The organism is Janibacter sp. YB324 (assembly GCF_014217915.1).
GTDB lineage: Bacteria > Actinomycetota > Actinomycetes > Actinomycetales > Dermatophilaceae > Janibacter > Janibacter indicus.
The window spans coordinates 1,357,818-1,373,679 of record NZ_CP060120.1 but is presented as its reverse complement, the minus strand read 5'-3'; the positions used below and the strand labels follow the sequence as shown (position 1 = coordinate 1,373,679).

Below are 15,862 nucleotides of genomic sequence, written 5' to 3'. Positions count from 1 at the left end.
CGACGGGTCGCGTCAGGGGCGCGGGCAGGTGATGTGCCCGGCGATGAGGTCGGCGCTCTCCTGCCCGTAGGCCTCGGCCAGGCGCTCGAGGAAGCGGCCGGTGCCGATCTCGTACTCCTGGGTGCCGACGGTCTCGATGACATAGGTCGCGAGCATCGAGCCGAGCTCGGCCGACTCCCGCAGGGGCAGACCCTCGGAGACCCCGGTGAGGAAGCCGGCGCGGAAGGCGTCGCCGACGCCCGTCGGGTCGGCCTTGGTCACCTCGCGCGCGGCCGCGACGACGATCGGCTCGTCGAGGCCGCGCCCGGTGATGCGCACGCCGTCCTTGCCCAGGGTCGTCACGCGGTAGCCGACGCGGGAGGTGATCTCCTCGTCGCTCCACCCGGTCTTGCGCTCGGTGAGGTGCGACTCGTACTCGTTGGTGATGAGGTACTCGGCGCCGTCGATGAGGTCGCGGATCAGCTCGCCGTCGCCGAAGGCCAGCTGCTGGCTGGGGTCGGCGACGAAGGGGATGCCGCGGGTACGGCACTCGGCGGTGTGGCGGCGCATCGCCTCGGGGTCGTCGGCGCCCACGAGGACGAGGTCGAGCGCGCCGACCCGGGCGGCGATGGGCGCGAGCTCGATCTCGCGGGCCTCGGACATCGCCCCGGCGTAGAAGGTCGCGATCTGCGCCATGTCGTCGTCGGTCGTGCAGACGAAGCGCGCGGTGTGCTGGGTCTCGGAGACGTGGACCGAGTCGCAGTCGACACCGTGGCGCTCGAGCCAGCTGCGGTAGTCGGCGAAGTCCTCACCGACCGCGCCGACGAGCACCGGCCGCTGGCCGAGGTTGGCCATGCCGAAGCAGATGTTGGCGGCGACCCCGCCGCGGCGGATCTCGAGCTTGTGCGCGAGGAAGCTGACCGAGATCTTGTCGAGCTGGTCGACGACCAGCGAGTCGGCGAAGCGACCCGAGAAGGTCATCAGGTGGTCGGTGGCGATGGATCCGGCGATGGCGATGGGCACCCGGCCACCCTACGACGAAGGGCCTCCCCGCCGGTCCGGCGGGAAGGCCCTGTGCGTCGCGAGAGCGTCGGTCAGCTGAAGCTGTCGCCGCAGGCGCAGGAGGAGCCGGCGTTGGGGTTGTCGATCGTGAAGCCCTGCTTTTCGATCGTGTCGGCGAAGTCGATGGTCGCGCCACCGAGGTAGGGGGCGCTCATCCGGTCGACGACGACCTCGACACCGCCGAAGTCGCGCACGAGGTCACCGTCGAGGGCGCGCTCGTCGAAGTAGAGCTGGTAGATCAGACCGGAGCAACCACCCGGCTGGACGCCGATGCGCAGGCGCAGGTCGTCGCGACCCTCCTGCTCGAGCAGCGACTTGACCTTGCCGGCGGCGACGTCGGTGAGGATGACGCCGTGGCTCTCGGCGGCGTCGGTGGTCTGGGGGGTGGTGGCCTGGGTGTCCTGGACGCTCATGCGATGTCCTCACGGCTCGGGGTCTCGATGGGTGACGGGGTCCGCCACGACGGGGTCAACACGGCTGGTGGGCTGGTTGTTCCCGCACGTCCACCATACGTCAGGGGCGAAGGGGGGTCACCGTCGCGGTGACCACGTGGCGGCCACCCGCTCGGCCCGGTCGGCGAGGGTGCCCACCGGGTCGGCCATGACCGGGGCGAGGTCGGCGTGCTTGTCCGCCACGGCGTAGCTACCCGCCAGGCCCATGGCCATGGCCTCGCGCCGCCCGATGAGGACCTGGCCGGCGAGCGCGACCGCGGGGGTGGCGTGGGCCGAGGCGAGCTCGGCGACCCCGGCGACGACCTTGCCCTGCAGGCTCTGCCAGTCGAGGCACCCCTCGCCGGTGATGACGAGGTCGGCGGCGGCGACGAGCCGCTCGAGACCGACGGCCGACAGCACGGTCTCGACCCCGCTCACCCGGCGACCGCCGAGGAGCAGCAGGGCGTAACCGACCCCGCCGGCGGCGCCGGCGCCGGGCTCTCGGTCGAGACGGCGCTCGCGTCCGGTGAGCAGGTCGGTGCCCGGGGGCAGCACCCGCCGAACGACGTCGGCGAAGTGCCCCAGCGCGCCCTCGAGGACCTGCGCCTCCTCGGGCGTGGCGCCCTTCTGCTCGGAGAAGACGGCGCTCGCGCCCTGCAGGCCGAGCAGCGGGGAGGCGACATCGGTCGCGGCGACGAGCTCGACCCCGGCGAAGCGCTCGCGCGCAGCGGCCAGCCCGGCGAGGTCCGGCTCACGGACGGCGATGAGACCCGCTCCCCCGCCACTCAGCGCCTCGCGCGGCCGGGCGCCGAGCGCCGCGAGCATGCCCGCGCCCGCGTCGTTGGTGCCCGACCCGCCGAGGCCGACGACGATGCGCTGCACGTCCTGGGCCAGGGCGGCGTCGAGCAGCTCGCCCAGCCCGTGCGTCGTGGTGACCCGAGGGTCACGCTCGGTCGCGTCGAGCAGGTGCAGGCCGATCGCCTGGGCCGACTCCACCCAGGCCGTGCGGGTCCCCCCTTCGTCGGTGGTGATGTGCAGGACCGCCGGCACGGAGCCGCCGCGGGGGCCGCTCACCGTGACGATCGTCGAGTCACCGGGGCGGCTGGTGGTGATGACGTCGAGGAAGCCGGGGCCACCGTCGGAGAGGGGCACGAGGGTCAGCAGGTCGTCGGGGGCACGCCGGCGCCAGCCGGTGGCCATCGCCTCGGCCGCCTGCGTGGCGGTGAGGGTGCCGGTGAAGCAGTCGGGCGCGATGAGCACGTGCACGCGTGGACTCTACCGAGGCGCTCGGCGCCGCTGTGGGATCATGCCTGCCGTGAGCGCCCCGACGCAGTCCTCGCCGAAGCCCCTCTCCCTGCTCGTCCTCGGGCAGGGCACCGACCCGCACTCCGAGCGGGGCGTCGAGTGCCCGGGCGACCTGCCCGCGCCCTCCGACCCCGACCTCGTGGCGCGCGCCCGCGCGGCCAAGGAGGCACTGGGCGACCGGGTCTTCGTCCTCGGGCACCACTACCAGCGTGACGAGGTCATCGAGTTCGCCGACACGACCGGCGACTCCTTCAAGCTGGCCAAGGAGGCGGCAGCGCGGCCCGACGCGCCCTACATCGTCTTCTGCGGCGTGCACTTCATGGCCGAGTCGGCCGACATCCTCACCAGCGACGAGCAGACCGTCGTGCTGCCGGACCTCGCCGCCGGGTGCTCGATGGCCGACATGGCCGCACTGCACCAGGTGCAGGAGTGCTGGGACGAGCTCGTCGAGGCCGGCGTCGCCGAGTCGACGATCCCGGTGACCTACATGAACTCCTCGGCGGCGATCAAGAGCTTCACCGGGCGCCACGGCGGGACCATCTGCACCTCCTCCAACGCGCAGACCGCCCTGACCTGGGCCTTCGACCAGACGGGCGGGGTCGACGGCACCGGCAAGGTGCTCTTCCTGCCCGACCAGCACCTCGGCCGCAACACCTGGGCGCGCGACCTCGGCCGCGACCTCGACGACTGCGTCGTGTGGAACCCCCACCTGCCGATGGGCGGCCTGACGCCCGAGCAGATCCGCGACGCGCGGATGATCCTGTGGCGCGGGCACTGCTCGGTGCACGGGCGCTTCACGGTCGACGCCGTCGAGACGGCCCGGCGCGAGATCCCGGACGTCAAGGTCATCGTCCACCCCGAGTGCCGTCACGAGGTCGTCGAGCTGGCCGACGAGGTCGGCTCGACCGAGCGGATCATCAAGGTGGTCTCGCAGGCGCCGGCCGGCACGAAGTGGGTCGTCGGCACCGAGCTCAACCTCGTCCAGCGCCTGGGCCAGATGTTCCCCGACCAGCAGATCAGCTTCCTCGAGAAGAACGTCTGCTACTGCTCGACGATGAACCGCATCGACCTGCCCCACCTCGTCTGGGCGCTCGAGTCGCTCGTCGAGGGCCGCGTCGTCAACCCGATCACCGTCGACCCCGACGTCGCCCACTGGGCCAAGGTCGCGCTCGACCAGATGCTCGCGCTGCCGGGCGAGACGTCGAAGGACTGAGGCGGCTCCGGCGTCACATCGGCCCCACGATTTCCGGGTCACCCGAGAAACCCTCTCCTCGCAGGAGTTCCAAACCCTTGCGAAGGGAGGGTTTCTCTTGTCGAGTGCCCCTGACAGGCTGGGCCGGTGGACGACGCCCAGCTCCTCGCCCGGACCGCCGACAACCGGCGGCTCTTCGCCGATGTCCTCGACTCCCTCGGTGAGGGCCACGCTCGCGACGCCACGCTGTGCACCGACTGGGACGTGCGCACCCTCGCCGGACACATGCTGCAGCCGGTGCACGTGCCGTCGTGGCGCTTCCTGCTGACGGCCGCCCGGCACCGGTCGATGGCCAGCGCCTGCGACGTGCACGCGGCCCGGCTGGGTGACCGTCCGCTCGCGGAGATCGCGGCCGAGCTGCGGCACCCCGCCCGCACCGGGTCGAAGCCCTGGTACATCGGCTGGGCCGGCCCCTTCACCGACTCGTGCATCCACCTGCGTGACCTCGCCGAGCCGCAGGGTCTGGACGCCACCGTCCCCCTGGAGCACTGGCAGGCGGCTCTGGGGATCATCGTCTCCCCGCGCGGCCGCGAGTCCTTCGTCCCGACGCCGGGGCTCCTCGACGGCCTGCGGTGGGAGGCCACCGACACCGACTGGGTCCACGACCCCACGGACGAAGGGGGCGACCCCGGCCCCACGGCCACCGGCACCTGCGAGGCGCTCGCCATGGTCATGAGCGGCCGGCCGGCCTACCTCGACCGGATCGGCGGGGACGGGGCCGCGAAGGTACGCGAGCGCCTGGGCGGCTGACCTCCCCTTCGCCCGCGCCGGCACGCGGTCAGGCGGAGCGGACCATCCCGGTCTCGTCGAGCAGGGGGTTGTGCGCGACGGGAACCCGCTCCCCTTCGCTCGGCGGGCCGGGGGGCGTGGCCCCCGGGGCGAAGGGGGATCCGCCCAGCTCCTCGCGACCGTGCGGCTCCAGCCAGTTGGCCAGGTCCGGGCCCGCGGGCACGATCCCCGTCGGGTTGATGTCCCGGTGGACCTCGTAGTAGTGGCTCTTGATGTGCACGAAGTCGGTCGTGTCACCGAAGCCGGGCGTCGTGAAGAGGTCGCGGGCATAGGCCCACAGGACCGGCATCTCCGACAGCTTGGAGCGATTGGCCTTGAAGTGGCCGTGGTAGACGGGGTCGAAGCGCGCCAGGGTCGTGAAGAGGCGCACGTCGGCCTCGGTGATGTGCTCGCCCATGAGGTAGCGGCGGGTCGACAGCCGCTCCTCGAGCCAGTCCATCGCGGTCCACAGCCGGTCGTAGGCGGCCTCGTAGGCGGCCTGGTCGCCGGAGAAGCCACAGCGGTAGACGCCGTTGTTGACCTCGGTGTAGACCCGCTTGTTGACGACCGCCATCTCCTCGCGCAGGTGCTCGGGCCACAGGTCGGGCGCCCCCTCGCGGTGGTGCTCGCGCCACTGGGTCGACAAGTCCTCGGTGATCTGCGGGAAGTTGTTGGTCACGACCTGGCCGCTCGGCACGTCGACCATCGCGGGGACGGTGATCCCCTTCGGGTAGTCGGGGAAGCGCGCGAGGTAGGCGTCCTTGATCCGCGGGATCTGCAGGACCGGGTCGAGGTGGCCGGGGTCGAGGTCGAAGGTCCAGCTGTCGGCATCGTGCGTGGGGCCGGTGATCCCCATCGAGATGACGTCCTCGAGGCCGAGGAGGCGGCGGACGATGATCGCCCGGTTGGCCCACGGGCAGGCCCGGGAGACGACGAGGCGGTAGCGCCCCGGCTCCACCGGCCAGCCGCTCGACCCGTCCGAGGTGATCCGGTCCTCGATGTAGGTCGTGTCGCGGGTGAATTCCTTCTCGACGTAGCTGCCCTGTGTCATGCCACCACTTTAGTTGAAAGTTGAACTTATTTCCAGTGGTGACACCGGGGGTCTCCCCCATGGCGCACCTCCCCCGTCGCTCGCCATGGTGGTTCCGTGCGAGCAGCGACCCGTTCACGGTACGGCGGACCCGACGTCCTTCGCCACAAGACGATCCCCGACCCCACCCCCGGCCCGGGCGAGCTGCTCGTCCGGGTCCACGCGACGACGGTCAACCGGACGGACACCGCCTACCGCTCCGGCCGGCCGTGGATCAACCGGCTCGTCTGCGGGTGGCCGCGACCGCGGGTGACGGTGCTCGGATCCGAGTACTCCGGGGTGGTCGAGGCCCTCGGCGAGGGCGTCCCGGTCCTGCACCTCGCGGCCGCCTCCCCCGTCACGCGGCGGCTGGGTCGGCGGCACGTGCGCTTCCCCTACCCCCACGCGACGACAGAGGTGGCCGCCGACCTCGAGCGACTCCTCGCTAGCAGCGCGTACCGGCCGGTCGTCGATCGCACCTACGGCTTCGACGAGCTGTGCGCGGCCCACACCCACGTCGACACCGGTCGCAAGGTCGGCTCGGTCGTCGTCAGGGCACCTCAGGCCAAGCGCGCTGCCACCTGATCGAAGGCGGCCTCGTCGAAGGCGACGACCCGCACCTCCTCGACCGTGGTCCGCGCGGCCCTGATCGTCTCGACGGCAGCCGCGATCGCGTCGTCCTTGGGCCAGCCGTAGACACCGGCGCTGATGAGCGGGAAGGCCACCGAGCGCGCGCCCAGCTCGTTGGCAACCTCGAGGCTGCGCCGGTAGCAGGAGGTGAGGAGGGACCGGTCGCGTTGTCCCGCTGCGTGGTTGGGCCCGACCGTGTGGATGACCCAGCGCGAAGGGAGGTTCCCCGCGGTCGTCCACCCGGCGTCACCCGTCGCCAGGCCGTCGGGGAAGCGGGAGATGCAGTCCTCGAGGATCGCCGGGCCTCCCGCACGATGGATCGCACCGTCGACTCCCCCGCCCCCGCGCATGGCGGTGTTGGCGGCGTTGACGATCGCGTCGACCTGCTGGGTCGTGATGTCTCCCTGCACTGCGGTGAGCGTCGGCATGGGGCCAGTCTCCACCCGCTGAAGACCCGTGGAGATGTGGCGAGATACGGGCGGATTAGCGGGGACGAACTGCTTGGTCCCCACCAGCGGGGACGAACGCACCCTTGCCATAACCCTTCCCTAGCCGGAATACTTGTGGCATGGAGTTGGATGACTACGTCCCGGTGGCCATGGCGGCGCGGCACCTCGGCCTGTCCGACCGTCGCGTCCGGCAGCTCATCGAGTCCGGCGCCCTGCCCGCCCGGAGGATGGGACACGCGCTCCTCGTCCCCGCGTCGGCCGTGGCGTCGATGAAGGTCCACCAGTCTCGTCGCCGCAGGCCCCTGTCCCCACGGTCGGCCGCGACCCTCCTCGGCGCTCTCGACGAGCTCCTCGGAGCTCCCTCTCCGTTTCTCGACGCTGCCACCGATCGCGATCGCTCACGGGCGCGGGCCCGCGCCCGCCAACTCGTCGACGATCCTGAAGCCATGGCGCTCCTGCGCGCTTGGATCCCACCTGGGGGTCGGCGTCTGGCTCTGGTCCACCTCGGATCCCCGGAAGCAGTTGCCGATGATCCGGGAGTGGCCGTGACGGGCATCAGTCACCCGTTGTCGGGGATGGCACCCGCAGGTGAGTTCGAGGGCCACGTCGCCCCCACCGAGGTCGACGACGTCGTGGCACGCCACCGGCTGGTGCCACCACCGACCGGTCAGCCGGCCAACGTCGTCCTCCATGTCGATGAGGCACCCGTGACCCCCGCCCGAGTGCTCCTCGCCCTGGCCGACTGGGCCTCGCCGCGAGAGGACGAACAAGCACTCCGGATGCTCCGCGGTGCGGCTGGCAGCGACTCATGACCGCCCTCGTCGTCGCGCCCACCCTCCTGCGCGCGCATGAGCAGTCGTGGCACGCCCTGCTGGAGCTGGCGCGGCGATTTCCCGGCGGTTGGACGGTGATCGGAGGACAGATGATCCACCTCCACGTGTGGGAGCGGGGCGGCATCACGGCGAGGCCCACCGACGACGGCGACGCCGGGTTGAATGTGCGTGCCGATCCGGGTGTGGCTTGAAGAGTGACCGGTGCCCTCGCCGACATGGGTTTTTCTCCCGGCACCACGTCCCCCGACGGGCCACAAGTTCGGTGGATCAGGGGCGAAGCCACTGTCGACGTACTCGTCCCCGCCGCGACAGGAGCCGAGCGGCTGGATGTCGCTGGACGTCCCATCCTCGCGTCCCACGGGGTCCAGCAGGCCCTGGACCGCACGACCACTGGGACGCTTCGCGTGGGCACCGTCGAGGGCGCCGTTCCTCGACCGAGACTGGTGGGTTGCTTGGTCGCCAAGGCCGCGGCACTCGCCAACGACGACCCGCGACCAGCGCGACACCTCCACGACCTCGCCGTGCTGTTGCATCTGCTGCGGTCTCGCGATCTTGACCTCGACCCCCTGACACCACGCGACGTGCATCATCTGCACCCGGCTCTTCGGCGCTTGGACGATCCCTTCTCGGGCGTCAGCCTCACGCCAGATGCACGCGTGGCGATCGCGGTGCTCCGACAGGCTGCGCCCGGACCGTAGGGGCACTCCGTCGGACGATCCGGCGACTCACCCCCAGGCCTCCGCGTTGGCCATCACCGCGACGACCTCGTCGACCTCGCGCTGCCAGACCTCCTCGGGCACCGGCGGCAGGATGTCGTCCCACTCGACGGCGAAGGAGCCGATGACCTGCGGCAGGCGCGCCGGCCGGACCATCGCGAGGGTGTGCAGGTGGGCACTCCCGTCGCCCCACTTGCCAAGGTGGACGCGACCGGCGTTGGGCAGGGCGAGCATCGCGTTGTGCAGGCGGTGCACGAGCCGCCCCCACTCCCCCGCGAGGTCCTCGTCCATGTCGCCGAAGTCCATGTGCTCGCGGGTCTGCAACCACAACGCCAGCAGACCGCCGCGCCCCTCGCGATCGGCCGAGAGCACCCAGCGCTCGTTGCTCCAGACCACCCCCTCGTCGGGGTGGTCGCAGCGCCAGCAGTCGCGGCCCCCTTCGCCGTCGCGGACGCGGTCGACGTCGGTGGGCGGGTCGAGCTCCTTGGCCACGATCCGACTACCGTCGGCCACCCATGGGAAGGCCGGCCACTCCACGAAACCCAGGTCGGGGACATCCGTCCGCGCTCTGGTCAGCTCGTAGATCTCCTCCGCGCTCTGCGGCACGGGTCAGCCCCGTGGCATCGCGCCGAGGCGGGCGAGCAGCAGCGCCTCGGCGACGCACACCTTCTCGAACTCACCCAGGTGCAGCGACTCGTTGGCCCCGTGGGCGCGGGTGTCGGGGTCCTCGACACCGGTGACGAGGATCGCGGCGTCGGGGAAGCGCTCCGCAAATGCCTGGACGAAGGGGATGGAACCGCCGATGCCCACGTCGACCGGGTCGGTGCCCCAGGCGTCGGCGAAGGCCGCCCGAGCCTGGTCGTAGACCGGCCCCTGCGCATCGGCCGCGAAGCCCCAGCCCTGCTCGTCGAGCTCGACCTCGACGGTCGCACCCCACGGGGCGTGCTCCTGCAGGTGGCGCTGCAGCGCCTCCCACGCCTCGGCCGGGTCCTGGGTCGGGTTGAGCCGCAGGTTGATCTTGGCGCGGGCGCTCGCGGCGAGGACATTGCCCGCCTCGTCGACGGCGGGCGCGTCGATGCCGATGACCACGGCGGCCGGCTTGGTCCACAGCCGCGAGGGGATCGAGCCGGTGCCGATGAGCTCGGTGGCGTCGAGCAGCCCCGACTCCTCGCGCAGCCGCGCCTCGTCGTAGTCGATCTCGGGCGCGTCCTCGTGGACGAGCCCCTCGATCGCGACGTCACCCTGGTCGTCGTGCAGGGTCGCCATGAGCCGGCACAGCGAGGTGATCGCGTCGGGGCAGGCGCCGCCGAACATGCCGGAGTGCACGCCGTGGTCGAGGGTGCGCACGGTGACGACGGCGCGAAGGGAGCCGCGCAGGGTCGTCGTGAGCGCGGGCGTGCCGATGGCCCAGTTGAGCGAGTCCGCGAGGACGATCGCATCAGAGGTCAGGCGGTCGCCATGACGCTCGAGCAGCCGCGGCAGCGACTCGCTGGCGATCTCCTCCTCGCCCTCGACGAAGATCGTCACACCGACCGGCAGGTTGCCCGAGTGGGCGCGCAGCGCGGCGACGTGCGCCATGACGCCTGCCTTGTCGTCGGCGGCGCCGCGGCCGTAGAGGCGACCATCGCGCTCGACCGGCTCGAAGGGGTCGGAGTCCCAGTCGTCGAGGTCACCGGGCGGCTGCACGTCGTGGTGCGCGTAGAGCAGCACGGTCGGCGCGCCCTCGGGGCCGTCGACGTGCCCGATGACGGCGGGGCGTCCCCCTTCGCTCACGATCTCGACGTCGAGGCCCTCCGCGCGCAACAGCTCGGCGGTGCGCTCGGCGGAGGCCTGGACGTGGGCCTGGTCGAAGGAGTCGAGGCTGACGCTCGGGATCCGGGTGAGGTCCTCGAGGTCGGCGCGCACCTGCGGCATCAGCTCGCGCACGCGGGCGCGCAGGGTCTCGATCTGGTCTGCGGTAAGGGTGGTGTCGGTCACGCGGCAGACGCTATCGCGGACGACCGGCTCCGACCGACCGGCGCGGTGCACCTAGAGTTCTCCTCGTGTTCGGACGCAAGAAGGACGAGAAGCCCGCCTCCCCGGTGCAGGAGCGCCCCCACCGCGAGGGCGCCAAGAACCGGCCCACGCCCAAGCGGCGTGACCAGGAGGCGGCACGCAAGCGTCCCCTCGTCACCAACGACCGCAAGGCGGCCAAGAGCGCCGACCGCGAGGCCCGTCGTGAGGCCTCGATGAAGATGCGCGAGGCCATGGTCACCGGCGACGACCGGCACCTGCCCGCGCGCGACAAGGGGCCCGTGCGGCGCTTCGTCCGCGACAGCGTCGATGTGCGCTTCAACCTCGGCGAGCTGCTCCTGCCGCTCATGCTCGCGGTGCTCGTGCTCAGCCTCTTCGCCGGGACCTGGGCGACCTACGTCTTCCTCGGCGTCTACGTCCTCATCCTCATCGCCGTCGTCGACGTGTGGCTGCTGTGGCGCCGCACCAAGGTCAAGATCCTCGAGCGCTTCGGCGCCGACACCCCGCTGCGCGGCCTGGGCATGTACCAGAGCATGCGGGCCTTCCAGATGCGCCGCACGCGCATGCCCAAGCCGCAGGTCGAGCGCGGCGCGAGCCTCTGAGGCCCTCGCTCAGCCGGCCGACAGCGGCATCGGGCCGTAGACGACCTCGGCCTCGCGCAGCAGGCTGACCTGGGCCACGCCGGCGTCGGCGAGGTCCTGCCAGGACTCGGTGAACCACGCCTCGGCGTCGGCCTGCGTCGGGAAGGGCACCGAGTGCTCGGACGCCAGCGGCTGCCCCGCCTCGTCCTCGAGGCGCCAGCGGTAGGTCTCGGTGAACTCCTCGCTCATGCCTTGACCTGCACCTCGACGAAGGGGGGCTTGGTCACCGTGGCAGCGACCTCGCGGCCGCGCACGTCGATGACGACCTCGTCGCCCTCGGCGACCGACCGCTCGAGCAGCGCGAGCGCGATGCCCTGCTTGAGCGTCGGACTGAAGGTGCCGGAGGTGACCTCACCGACCTCGGCGCCGTCGACGAGCACCGCGCAGTGGCTGCGCGGGATCCCGCGGCCGGTGACGAGCAGGCCGCGCAGCAGGCGCGAGGACTTGGCCACGCGCTGGGCGACGAGCGCGTCCTTGCCCCAGAAGGACTCCTTGTCCCACCCGACGGCCCACGCCGAGCGCGCCATGACCGGCGTGATCTCGGGCGACAGGTCGTTGCCGTGGAGCGGGTAGCCCATCTCGGTGCGCAGGGTGTCGCGGGCACCGAGGCCGCAGGGCAGCCCGTCGAAGGGAGCCATGGCCTCGACGAGCGCGTCCCACAGCTCCAGGCCGGCGGCGGCCGGGGCGACGAGCTCGTAGCCGCGCTCGCCGGTGTAGCCGGTGCGGCAGACGGTGATGTCGTGCCCCTGCCACTGGGCGTCGTCGTAGGACATGTAGTCGTGGTCGACGGGCAGCCCCATCGAGGTGAGCACCTCGTCGCTCTGGGGCCCCTGGACGGCGAGGACGACGTAGTCCTCGTGCAGGTCGGTGACCTCGACGCCCTCGGGCGCGGCCTCCTGGAGCATCGCGACGACGGTCGCGGTGTTGGCGGCGTTGGGGATGAGGAAGACGTCGTCGTCGCTGCGCAGGTAGGCGATGAGGTCGTCGACGACACCACCGGACTCGTTGCAGCACAACGTGTACTGCGCCTTGCCCGGGCCGATCCGGCCGAGGTCGTTGGTCAGCGTGGAGTTGACCAGCTCGGCCGCGCCGGTGCCGGAGACCCGGGCCTTGCCCAGGTGGCTGACGTCGAAGATGCCGACCCGCTCGCGCACGGCCGTGTGCTCGGCGACGACCCCGCCGCCGGGGTACTCGATGGGCATCTCCCAGCCCCCGAAGTCGGCCATCTTGGCGTTGAGCGCGACGTGGCGCTCGTGGATCGGTGAGGTGCGCAGGGCGTCACTGGCGGTCATGGCCCAGACGCTACCGTCTCGGCATCCGGGATAGCCTGCCCGTGGTACATCCACCGTCCTCCCGCCCGAAAGGTGCCCTTCACGTGCCCTCGCTGATCCTCGGTTCCCGTTCCCTCGCCGCCTGGTCCGGCCGCACCCTCGTCCTGGGTGTCACCGGCTCGCAGCCGACCGCCGTCGCGAGCGCGGACCTGCCGAAGTCCGCCGCAGCGCACCTGGAGGCGGTCCTGCCGGCTCTCGAGGTGAGCACCACGGTCGGCGCCACCACCACCATCCCCGCGGTCCCCGGCCTCAAGGCCACCAAGGTCGTGCTCGTCGGGCTGGGCGAGGAGCAGGGCGAAGGGGGGACCGACTCCCTTCGTCGTGCCGCCGGCTCCGCCGTCCGCGCCGCGGGCAAGGGCTCCGTCGCCATCGCCCTCCCCCACGACGACGACGCCGACCTGGCCGCCATCGGCGAGGGCGCGCTGGCCGGTGACTACACCTTCACCGCGCACAAGTCCGCTGCGGGCGAGCAGGAGGAGCGGGAGGTCACCGTCTTCTCCGCGCTCGACCGCAAGGCCGCCCCCAAGGAGGTCCTCAAGACGGCCGCGACCATCGCGCGCAACGTCGCCTGGGCCCGCGACCTCGTCAACACCGCGCCCAACCTGCTCTACCCGCAGTCCTTCACCGAGCAGGTGCAGCAGGTGGCCAAGGCCTCCTCCGGCAAGCTCAAGGTCGAGGTGCTCGACGACAAGGCGCTCGTCGAGGGCGGCTTCGGCGGCATCGTCGGCGTCGGCCAGGGCAGCAGCCGCCCGCCGCGCATCGTCACCCTCTCCTACAGCCCGCGCGGCAAGAAGCCGCACGTCGCGCTCGTCGGCAAGGGCATCACCTTCGACACCGGCGGCGTGTGCATCAAGCCCTCCGCCAGCATGGCCACGATGAAGTCCGACATGGCCGGCGCCGCCGCCGTGGCCGCGACCGTCGTCGCCGCCGCCGAGCTCGAGCTCGACGTCGCGGTCACCGGCTACCTCTGCCTCGCCGAGAACATGCCCGGCGGCAACGCACAGCGCCCCGGTGACGTCGTCACCATGCGCAACGGCATGACCGTCGAGATCCTCGACACCGACGCCGAGGGCCGCATGGTCCTCGCCGACGGCATGTCCCTGGCCGCCGAGTCCGGCCCCGACCAGATCCTCGACGTCGCCACCCTCACCGGAGCCTGCGTCGTCGCCCTCGGCCCGCACATCTTCGGCGTCATGGGCAACGACGAGGAGCTGCGCACGGCGATCACCGAGGCCGCCGACCGCGCCGACGAGCCGAGCTGGCCGCTCCCGCTCCCGACGGCCCTGCGCGCCGGCCTCGACTCCCCCACCGCCGACATCGCCCACAAGGGCGACCGCATGGGCGGCGCCCTCACCGCGGGCCTGTTCCTGCAGGAGTTCGCCAAGGACGCCGACGGCGAGCTGATCCCCTGGGCCCACCTCGACATCGCCGGCCCCTCCTTCAACGAGGGCGGCGCGACCGGCCACCTGCCCAAGGGCGCCACCGGCGTCGCCGTCGGCACCCTCCTGGAGCACCTCGCCAACCTCGCCTGACACCCGGTCCCTGAGGAGGTCGCCCCGCGACCGTCTCGAAGGGCCCGCCCGCCGCAGCCACGGGGGCTGGGGGTGGCCCTAAGGAAAGTCCCGACTCCTGCCGCACGCATCTCACGAGGCGTAGCAGGGTCGGGACTTTCCCATGAGTCGGGCCGACCCCCACCCCCGTGTCTGCTCAGCAGGTCCGCCCGGGACCGAGGTGACGGCCCCGGGGAGCGGGCGCAGGGTGGGGGTCGGCCCGACTCATGAAGAAGTCCGGCTGCCCGCATGACGTGACGTGTCATGCCCAGCGGCCGGACTTCTTCTTAGGGCCACCCCCAGCCCTGCGACCGCGGACCCAGCCACCTCCCCAGCCCTACGACCGAGGCACAGGACGGCATGCGGACCCCTTACGCTGGGGCCGGTCCGTGACCCCGGACACACCCCCGTGCAAAGGAGCATCTCGTGGCAGACCCCGCGACCTCGACCCCCTTCGATCTCGTGATCCTCGGAGCCGGCAGCGGCGGCTATGCCTGCGCCCTGCGCGCCGCCCAGCTCGGGATGAAGGTTGCGCTCGTCGAGGAGGACAAGATCGGCGGGACCTGCCTGCACCGCGGGTGCATCCCGACCAAGGCGCTGCTGCACGCGGCCGAGCTGGCCGACGGTGCCCGCACCGGGGCGGCGCACGGGATCCTCACGAGCTTCGAGGGCATCGACACCGCGGCCCTGCACGCCCGCAAGGACAAGGTCGTCGGTCAGCTCCACAAGGGTCTGACGGGTCTCATCGGTCAGGCCGGCATCGAGGTCGTCGCCGGTCGCGGGCGACTCGTCAACGCCTCCACGGTCTCGGTCGAGACCGTAGAGGGCGTCCGGACGGTCAGCGCGAAGACCGTGGTGCTGGCGACCGGTTCGTACGCCCGCACGCTCCCGGGAGTCGAGCTCGGCCCCCGCGTGATGACGAGCGACCAGGCGATGAACCTCGAGGCGATCCCGCAGCGCGTCGCGGTCCTCGGCGGTGGCGTCATCGGCGTCGAGTTCGCGTCGATGCTGCGCAGCTTCGGCGCCGAGGTGACGGTCGTCGAGGCGCTCGACCGGATCGTCGCTGCCGAGGAGCCGTCGATCTCCAAGCACCTGACGCGTGAGTTCAAGAAGCGCGGCATCACCGCGAAGACGTCCACCCGGGTCGCCTCCGTCGAGGCCGACGACGAGCGCGCCGTGGTCCACCTCGAGGGCGGCGACGCGCTCGAGGTCGACCTCGTCCTCGTCGCCGTGGGGCGGGGCCCGTGCAGCGAGGGCCTCGGCTTCGAGGAGGCGGGGGTGACCGTCGACCGTGGCTTCGTGCCGACGGACGAGCGGCTGCGGACCAGCGTCGAGGGCGTGCGTGCCGTCGGCGACCTCGTGCCGGGGCTGCAGCTGGCCCACCGCGGCTTCGCCCACGGCATCTTCGTCGCCGAGGACCTCGCCGGGCTCGACCCGGCGCCGGTCGACGACGTGACGATCCCCAAGGTGACCTACTGCGACCCCGAGATCGCCTCCGTCGGGCTAGGGACGGACGCGGCGAAGGGGGCCGGTCACGACGTCGAGACCGTCACCTATCCCTTGGGCGGCAACGGCCGCAGCATCATCCGGGGCACGACCGGGTCCGTGACCCTCGTGCGGGCCAAGGACGGTCCGGTGCTCGGCGTGCACATGGTCGGGCTCGGTGTGAGCGAGCTGATCAGCGAGGCCCAGCTGGCCGTCGGGTGGGAGGCCCACCCCGAGGACATCGCCCCCCTGGTCCACGCCCACCCGAGCCAGGGCGAGGCCTTCGGCGAGGCGGCCATGCTCGCCGCCGGGCGGCCGCTGCACGCGCACGCCTGATCCCGCGAGGGC

General features: G+C 72.0%; 17 protein-coding genes. 8 read left to right on the top strand and 9 right to left on the bottom strand.

Features of this window, described 5'->3' with window-relative positions; all coding sequences use genetic code 11:
* Positions 1-12 precede the first annotated feature (12 nt).
* From H7A72_RS06600 to H7A72_RS06590, 3 genes are all read right to left on the bottom strand, one after another.
* Positions 13-1,002, bottom strand: a complete 990-nt coding sequence (locus tag H7A72_RS06600; RefSeq protein WP_084450482.1) for a carbohydrate kinase family protein — start codon at positions 1,000-1,002, stop codon at positions 13-15.
* A gap of 71 nt (positions 1,003-1,073) precedes the next feature.
* Positions 1,074-1,454, bottom strand: a complete 381-nt coding sequence (locus H7A72_RS06595; RefSeq protein WP_185222049.1) for an iron-sulfur cluster assembly accessory protein — start codon at positions 1,452-1,454, stop codon at positions 1,074-1,076.
* A 117-nt stretch (positions 1,455-1,571) separates the two neighbouring features.
* Positions 1,572-2,738: a glycerate kinase gene (locus tag H7A72_RS06590; RefSeq protein ID WP_185222048.1), complete on the bottom strand. Its 1,167-nt coding sequence runs from the start codon at positions 2,736-2,738 to the stop codon at positions 1,572-1,574.
* A 40-nt stretch (positions 2,739-2,778) separates the two neighbouring features.
* Here H7A72_RS06590 and nadA point away from each other — a divergent pair, with 40 nt between their 5' ends.
* On the top strand, positions 2,779-3,990 hold the full coding sequence (gene nadA / locus H7A72_RS06585; protein ID WP_143445476.1) for a quinolinate synthase NadA: 1,212 nt from the start codon (positions 2,779-2,781) through the stop codon (positions 3,988-3,990).
* 126 nt (positions 3,991-4,116) lie between these two features.
* Positions 4,117-4,779: a maleylpyruvate isomerase family mycothiol-dependent enzyme gene (locus H7A72_RS06580; RefSeq protein WP_185222047.1), complete on the top strand. Its 663-nt coding sequence runs from the start codon at positions 4,117-4,119 to the stop codon at positions 4,777-4,779.
* A 28-nt stretch (positions 4,780-4,807) separates the two neighbouring features.
* Here the strand turns inward: H7A72_RS06580 and H7A72_RS06575 are convergent, their stop codons facing one another.
* Positions 4,808-5,848 (bottom strand): glutathione S-transferase family protein, encoded by a 1,041-nt coding sequence (locus H7A72_RS06575; RefSeq protein WP_185222046.1) that lies wholly within the window; start codon positions 5,846-5,848, stop codon positions 4,808-4,810.
* 96 nt (positions 5,849-5,944) lie between these two features.
* Here H7A72_RS06575 and H7A72_RS06570 point away from each other — a divergent pair, with 96 nt between their 5' ends.
* Positions 5,945-6,451, top strand: a complete 507-nt coding sequence (locus H7A72_RS06570) for a zinc-binding dehydrogenase (RefSeq protein WP_185222045.1) — start codon at positions 5,945-5,947, stop codon at positions 6,449-6,451.
* Here the strand turns inward: H7A72_RS06570 and H7A72_RS06565 are convergent.
* Positions 6,427-6,924 (bottom strand): O-acetyl-ADP-ribose deacetylase, encoded by a 498-nt coding sequence (locus H7A72_RS06565; protein WP_185222044.1) that lies wholly within the window; start codon positions 6,922-6,924, stop codon positions 6,427-6,429. The genes H7A72_RS06570 and H7A72_RS06565 overlap by 25 nt on opposite strands.
* Before the next feature lie 140 nt (positions 6,925-7,064).
* Between H7A72_RS06565 and H7A72_RS06560 the strand changes: the two genes are divergently transcribed.
* On the top strand, positions 7,065-7,757 hold the full coding sequence (locus tag H7A72_RS06560) for a helix-turn-helix domain-containing protein (RefSeq protein ID WP_084450489.1): 693 nt from the start codon (positions 7,065-7,067) through the stop codon (positions 7,755-7,757).
* Positions 7,754-7,969: a hypothetical protein gene (locus H7A72_RS06555; RefSeq protein ID WP_185222043.1), complete on the top strand. Its 216-nt coding sequence runs from the start codon at positions 7,754-7,756 to the stop codon at positions 7,967-7,969. The genes H7A72_RS06560 and H7A72_RS06555 overlap by 4 nt, the downstream gene beginning before the upstream one ends.
* Before the next feature lie 534 nt (positions 7,970-8,503).
* Here the strand turns inward: H7A72_RS06555 and H7A72_RS06550 are convergent.
* The gene (locus H7A72_RS06550) at positions 8,504-9,100 is read right to left on the bottom strand and encodes a hypothetical protein (protein WP_072624388.1); all 597 of its coding nucleotides are present in this window, start codon (positions 9,098-9,100) and stop codon (positions 8,504-8,506) included.
* Positions 9,101-9,103: 3 nt separating this feature from the next.
* Positions 9,104-10,471, bottom strand: a complete 1,368-nt coding sequence (locus H7A72_RS06545) for a dipeptidase (protein WP_185222042.1) — start codon at positions 10,469-10,471, stop codon at positions 9,104-9,106.
* Positions 10,472-10,536: 65 nt separating this feature from the next.
* Between H7A72_RS06545 and H7A72_RS06540 the strand changes: the two genes are divergently transcribed.
* Positions 10,537-11,109, top strand: coding sequence for a DUF3043 domain-containing protein (locus tag H7A72_RS06540; RefSeq protein ID WP_084450493.1), 573 nt, complete (start codon positions 10,537-10,539; stop codon positions 11,107-11,109).
* Positions 11,110-11,118: 9 nt separating this feature from the next.
* Here the strand turns inward: H7A72_RS06540 and H7A72_RS06535 are convergent, their stop codons facing one another.
* The gene (locus H7A72_RS06535) at positions 11,119-11,337 is read right to left on the bottom strand and encodes a hypothetical protein (protein ID WP_072624385.1); all 219 of its coding nucleotides are present in this window, start codon (positions 11,335-11,337) and stop codon (positions 11,119-11,121) included.
* A complete protein-coding gene (gcvT, locus tag H7A72_RS06530) occupies positions 11,334-12,440 on the bottom strand; it encodes a glycine cleavage system aminomethyltransferase GcvT (protein ID WP_084450494.1) in 1,107 nt (368 codons plus the stop codon). Before gcvT ends, H7A72_RS06535 begins: the two co-directional genes overlap by 4 nt.
* A gap of 83 nt (positions 12,441-12,523) precedes the next feature.
* Between gcvT and H7A72_RS06525 the strand changes: the two genes are divergently transcribed.
* Complete coding sequence (locus H7A72_RS06525) at positions 12,524-14,011, top strand: leucyl aminopeptidase (protein WP_185222041.1); 1,488 nt, start codon at positions 12,524-12,526, stop codon at positions 14,009-14,011.
* A 444-nt stretch (positions 14,012-14,455) separates the two neighbouring features.
* Positions 14,456-15,850, top strand: coding sequence for a dihydrolipoyl dehydrogenase (lpdA, locus tag H7A72_RS06520; RefSeq protein WP_185222040.1), 1,395 nt, complete (start codon positions 14,456-14,458; stop codon positions 15,848-15,850).
* Positions 15,851-15,862: the final 12 nt, after the last annotated feature.

Excerpts from the sequence above, each read along its gene's own strand:
- H7A72_RS06595 (WP_185222049.1), bottom strand. The coding sequence starts at position 1,454 with ATGAGCGTCCAGGACACCCAGGCCACCACCCCCCAGACCACCGACGCC.
- nadA (WP_143445476.1), top strand. The coding sequence starts at position 2,779 with ATGCCTGCCGTGAGCGCCCCGACGCAGTCCTCGCCGAAGCCCCTCTCC.
- H7A72_RS06575 (WP_185222046.1), bottom strand. The coding sequence starts at position 5,848 with ATGACACAGGGCAGCTACGTCGAGAAGGAATTCACCCGCGACACGACC.
- H7A72_RS06565 (WP_185222044.1), bottom strand. The coding sequence starts at position 6,924 with ATGCCGACGCTCACCGCAGTGCAGGGAGACATCACGACCCAGCAGGTC.
- H7A72_RS06560 (WP_084450489.1), top strand. The coding sequence starts at position 7,065 with ATGGAGTTGGATGACTACGTCCCGGTGGCCATGGCGGCGCGGCACCTC.
- H7A72_RS06555 (WP_185222043.1), top strand. The coding sequence starts at position 7,754 with ATGACCGCCCTCGTCGTCGCGCCCACCCTCCTGCGCGCGCATGAGCAG.
- H7A72_RS06535 (WP_072624385.1), bottom strand. The coding sequence starts at position 11,337 with ATGAGCGAGGAGTTCACCGAGACCTACCGCTGGCGCCTCGAGGACGAG.
- gcvT (WP_084450494.1), bottom strand. The coding sequence starts at position 12,440 with ATGACCGCCAGTGACGCCCTGCGCACCTCACCGATCCACGAGCGCCAC.